Source organism: Kitasatospora sp. NPDC036755 (assembly GCF_040636595.1).
Taxonomy (GTDB): Bacteria; Actinomycetota; Actinomycetes; order Streptomycetales; family Streptomycetaceae; genus Kitasatospora.
In genome coordinates, this window is record NZ_JBEZUT010000543.1 from 1 (window position 1) to 3,599 (window position 3,599).

The 3,599-nt window shown below is 73.6% G+C and carries 4 protein-coding genes and 2 pseudogenes; 3 read left to right on the forward strand and 3 right to left on the reverse strand.

Translation table 11 applies throughout. The features are described from left to right. A pseudogene (locus AB0E96_RS39555) lies at positions 1 to 92 on the forward strand (GNAT family N-acetyltransferase); the annotation flags it as partial. A 521-nt stretch (positions 93 to 613) separates the two neighbouring features. Here AB0E96_RS39555 and AB0E96_RS39560 read toward each other — a convergent pair. Continuing rightward, positions 614 to 940 (reverse strand): annotated as a pseudogene (locus AB0E96_RS39560) (saccharopine dehydrogenase NADP-binding domain-containing protein); the annotation flags it as partial. Between the two features lie 6 nt (positions 941 to 946). Beyond that, positions 947 to 2,002: a CocE/NonD family hydrolase gene (locus AB0E96_RS39565; RefSeq protein WP_359831477.1), complete on the reverse strand. Its 1,056-nt coding sequence runs from the start codon at positions 2,000 to 2,002 to the stop codon at positions 947 to 949. A gap of 144 nt (positions 2,003 to 2,146) precedes the next feature. On the opposite strand from AB0E96_RS39565, the gene AB0E96_RS39570 reads away from it, so the two are divergent. Further along, positions 2,147 to 2,890, forward strand: a complete 744-nt coding sequence (locus AB0E96_RS39570) for an SOS response-associated peptidase (RefSeq protein WP_359831472.1) — start codon at positions 2,147 to 2,149, stop codon at positions 2,888 to 2,890. A 20-nt stretch (positions 2,891 to 2,910) separates the two neighbouring features. Further along, a complete protein-coding gene (locus tag AB0E96_RS39575; RefSeq protein WP_359831474.1) occupies positions 2,911 to 3,252 on the forward strand; it encodes a nuclear transport factor 2 family protein in 342 nt (113 codons plus the stop codon). A gap of 63 nt (positions 3,253 to 3,315) precedes the next feature. Here AB0E96_RS39575 and AB0E96_RS39580 read toward each other — a convergent pair. Continuing rightward, positions 3,316 to 3,599 (reverse strand): nitroreductase family protein (locus tag AB0E96_RS39580; protein WP_359831476.1); only part of this gene is annotated, 284 nt, incomplete at its 5' end.

Below are 3,599 nucleotides of genomic sequence, written 5' to 3' on the forward strand. Positions count from 1 at the left end.
TGGTCGTCGCCGACCGGGCCGGCCTCACCGTCGGTACCCTCCAACTCACCCTCGTCCCGGGCCTCTCCCGCGCCGGCGTGCGGCGCACGGTGGGGCGGTCGAGGTCGGCGGCGGCGCTCTCGTTGGTCAGCCGCCCGGCGTCGAGGTCCTCGCGCAGGACGTCCAGGTAGGCGGCGGTGCCGGCGGACACCACCATCAGGCAGGCCGCGTCGCCGCCGGGCCGCAGGCTGCGGTGCAGGGTGACGGGCTCCGGGTGGCCGACGGTGTAGGCGGTGCCGCGGTGACCGCCGGGCAGGTCGAGTGCGACCGGGCGCAGCGGCGGCCGGCGGACCGGCCGGCCCGCCTCGACCACCGCGACGGTGCCGCTGATCTGCTGCATCCAGTGCACGGCGGCGGCGGAGACCGTGCCGGCGGCGTCCCGGAGGGAGGTGTCGGGCTGGGGGCCGACGTCGACCGGCCAGGCGGTGTGCACGTCGGTCAGGGTGTCGAGGCGGGCGGCGGCGCGGGCGGCGAGCAGGTTGCTGACGCCGGGGCTGGCGCCCATCCCGAGCAGGGCGCGCACCCCGGCGGCGCGGGCCTCGCCGTCCAGCTCCAGCATCGCGACGGTGGGTTCCCAGTCGTCGCAGATGTCCAGGTAGTGGGTGCCGGTGCGGATCGCGGCGCGCAGCACGTCCGGGCCGTGCCGGTAGTACGGGCCGACGGTGTTGAGCACGGCGTCGGCCTCGGCGAGGGCGGCGTGCAGCTCCCGTCCGTCCGTGACGTCGACCCGGCTCGCGCGCACGGGCACCGGTGAGCCGGCGGCGAGCAGGGCGGCGGCGCGGCGGGCGGCGTGGAGGTCGCGGTCGGCGACCACCAGTTCGTGGACACCGGGCAGGGCGGCCGAGACCCGGGCGGCGACCCGGCCCATCGCGCCGGCGCCGCCGAGGGCGAGCAGTCTCATCGCGGGTCAGCCCTTCCGGTGGTCGGGTGAGCGGTGGTCCAGCGAGGCCAGGAAGTCGCGCATGCCGTCGAGGTAGCCGGGGGTGAACAGCGAGCGGGGTGCGGCCACGGCCAGGAGGGTGCTGCGCAGCTCGGAGTCCTCGACGTCCTTGGGCACCATGTTGTGGGTGGAGTCCGGGAAGCGCAGGACCCGCAGCAGGCCGGGAGCGGTGACCAGGCGGCGGTAGCCGGCCTCGGTGTCGTCGCTGTCGACGTTGACGTCCCGGCCGCCGAGGACCAGTTGCACCGGAACCCGGAGGGCGGCGAGGTCCTCGGTGGCGTCGGAGGAGTGGTTGCGCTTGTTGAACGCCCACCGTTCGGGGGTCAGCCCCTCGGTGTCGCCGCCGGCGGCGCGGTACTGCTCGAAGGTCGAACTCGCCTTCAGGGCGGCCAGGTCGCGGTCGCTGCGGGCGACGGCGGCCGCGGTCTCCTCGGGCGAGGCGTGCCGTTCCCGGAGTTCGGCGAGCAGGTTGTAGCGGCCCTGCTGGAGCCAGTTGACGGCGGGTGCGACGGCGATCAGGAACCTGACGTCCGGGGACTGCCGGGCCGCCCTGGGCATCACCCAGCCGGCCTGGCTGGCGCCCCAGAGCCCGATCCGGTCCGGGTCGATGCCGGCCTGGGACTTGGCCCAGCGGATCGCGGCGAGGGTCTCGTCGGCGCGGTCCTGGATGCTCTGGTCCAGCCAGTTGCCGGGGGCGTTGTTCACGCCGGGCTTGTCCCAGGAGAGGGTGGCGTACCCGGCCTTCGCCATGGCCTCCCAGAGCGGCCGGTAAAAAGTGTCGTGGGTGGCGTCCGTGGGCCCGTCGCCGTGGACGAAGACCACGAGTCCGTACGGGCCGCGGCCGCCGGTGGGGCGGGCCAGCACGCCCTGGAGCGGCTGTTTGCCGCCGGTGACGACGACCCGCTCCTCCCTGAGGTCGTACTCGTTCTGGTAGACCACCCAGCCGCCCGCGCCGGCCAGCAGGACGGCCACGGCCAGCAGCGGCACCCAGAGTCGGCGGCGGGGCCTGCCGAAGATCTTCATATCGCTCACTCACCAATCGTTCGTTCTGAAAACGACCGTAGCAGATATGAAAGAACTTGGATGATCGTCATGCCGGAGATCCCGACCCGGGTACCGGTGGACGCGCCGACCCCTGTTGTCGGTGCGGCGTGCGAGGCTGGGGGCATGTGCGGCCGTTTCGTCTCCACCACCACGCCCCAGGACCTCGTCTCACTGCTCGGAGAGCTCCGGTGGGACCCGGCCGAGACCTTCGCGCCGAGCTGGAACGTCGCCCCGACCGACCCGGTCCCGGCCGTCCTGGAGCGCCTCGACCACGAGACCGGCGAGCTGCTGCGTCAACTGCGGCCGCTGCGCTGGGGCCTGGTCCCGTCCTGGGCCAAGGACCCGTCCGGCGGCGCCCGCATGATCAACGCCCGCTCGGAGACCGTCGACACCAAGCCCGCCTTCCGCAAGGCCTTCACCGCCCGCCGCTGCGTGATCCCCGCCGACGGCTACTTCGAGTGGCGCGAGGTCCCCGCCACCGCCGAGCACAAGAAGTACAAGCAGCCGTACTTCCTCAGCACCGGCGGTGTGATGCTGATGGCCGGGCTCTACGAGTTCTGGCGCGACCGCACCCGCCCCGAGGACGACCCGCTCGCCTGGCTGGCCACCGCCACCGTCATCACCACCGACGCCACCGACTCCGCGGGCCGCGTCCACGACCGGATGCCCCTCACCATCGCCCCGGACGACCTCCCCACCTGGCTCTCCCCCGCCCACACCGACCCCGCCGAACTCCACCACCTGCTGCGCCGCCCCGCCGACGGCGCCCTGCGCGTCCGCGCCGTCCCCACCACCGTCAACAGCGTCCGCAACAACGGCCCCGAACTGCTCGGCCCCGCACCGGACCCACTGGGTCTGGCGGACTGAGCCCGAACCCCGGAGAGCACATGAACGGCACCCCCGCGAGCGTCGTCGAGACGGCGTTCCGCTGCTACCGGTCGCAGGACCGGGCGGCCGCCCTGCCGCTGTACGCCGAGGACTTCACCTTCACCAGTCCCCAGGACGACCGCATCGGCAAGGAGGCGTTCTTCGCCCGGTGCTTCCCCACCGCCGACCGCTTCACGGAGCAACGGCTGCTGCACGTCACCCCCGCCGACGGGGAACTCGTCTTCGTCCACTACGAGTACGAGCTGACCACCGGCGTGCGCTACCGCAACGTCGAGGCGATCACGGTGCGGGACGGGCTGATCCGGGAGGTGCAGGTCTTCTTCGGCGGACGGATCTCCTAGGGACTCCGGTCCCCCGGCCGGCCGGGGGCGGCGATGCCGCGGTCGGTCACGGGGCGAGGGTACTCACCCCGTGACCGCCGGGGCGGCCCCGGGGCGGCCGAGCGGCAGCAGGTACTGGATCGGCTCGCCGAGGTCGTCCAGGCCGAGGAGTTCGTGGGCCAGGTCGTCCTGGAGGCCCCCGAGGGGCGTGGTGCCGAGGCCGAAGGCGGCGGAGGTCAGCAGCAGGTTCTGCGCCAGGTGGCCGGCTTCGAGCGTCCGGGGCTTGCCGTCCTTGTCCAGCAGGGGCTTGCCGTCCTTGTCGACCAGCTGGCCCTTGTCGTTGACCCGGGTGCCGGGCGGGACCATCT

Bases quoted from the DNA above. Each gene is read 5' to 3' on its own strand.
- AB0E96_RS39565 (WP_359831477.1), bottom strand. From the start codon at position 2,002: ATGAAGATCTTCGGCAGGCCCCGCCGCCGACTCTGGGTGCCGCTGCTG.
- AB0E96_RS39570 (WP_359831472.1), top strand. From the start codon at position 2,147: ATGTGCGGCCGTTTCGTCTCCACCACCACGCCCCAGGACCTCGTCTCA.
- AB0E96_RS39575 (WP_359831474.1), top strand. From the start codon at position 2,911: ATGAACGGCACCCCCGCGAGCGTCGTCGAGACGGCGTTCCGCTGCTAC.